The 275-nt window shown below is 72.7% G+C and carries 1 protein-coding gene; it reads right to left on the bottom strand.

Features of this window, described 5'->3' with window-relative positions:
• On the bottom strand, positions 1–275 hold a 275-nt coding region (locus GTY56_RS10035; protein ID WP_161364589.1), incomplete at both ends, for a condensation domain-containing protein.

Consider the following 275-nt stretch of genomic DNA (forward strand, 5'->3'; position numbering starts at 1 on the left):
CGCTGCCACAGCGCGTAGTCCGCGTACTGCACCGGCAGCGGCGCCCACTCAGGTGCCCGCCCCGCACACCGCGCCGCGTAGGCCGTCGAGAGATCCCGTGCCAGCGGGCCTCTCGACCAGCCGTCGGTGGCGATGTGATGCACCGTCAGCACCAGGACGTGTTCTTCCGGTCCCGCCGAGAACAGCCACGCCCGGACGGGCACTTCCGCCGTGAGGTCGAACGCGTACTGCGTGGCTTCGGCGACGGCGGCGTCCAGCTCCGCCGGCGCCACCTC

Source organism: Streptomyces sp. SID5643 (genome assembly GCF_009872555.1).
In the GTDB taxonomy this organism is placed as follows: Bacteria; Actinomycetota; Actinomycetes; order Streptomycetales; family Streptomycetaceae; genus Streptomyces; species Streptomyces iakyrus.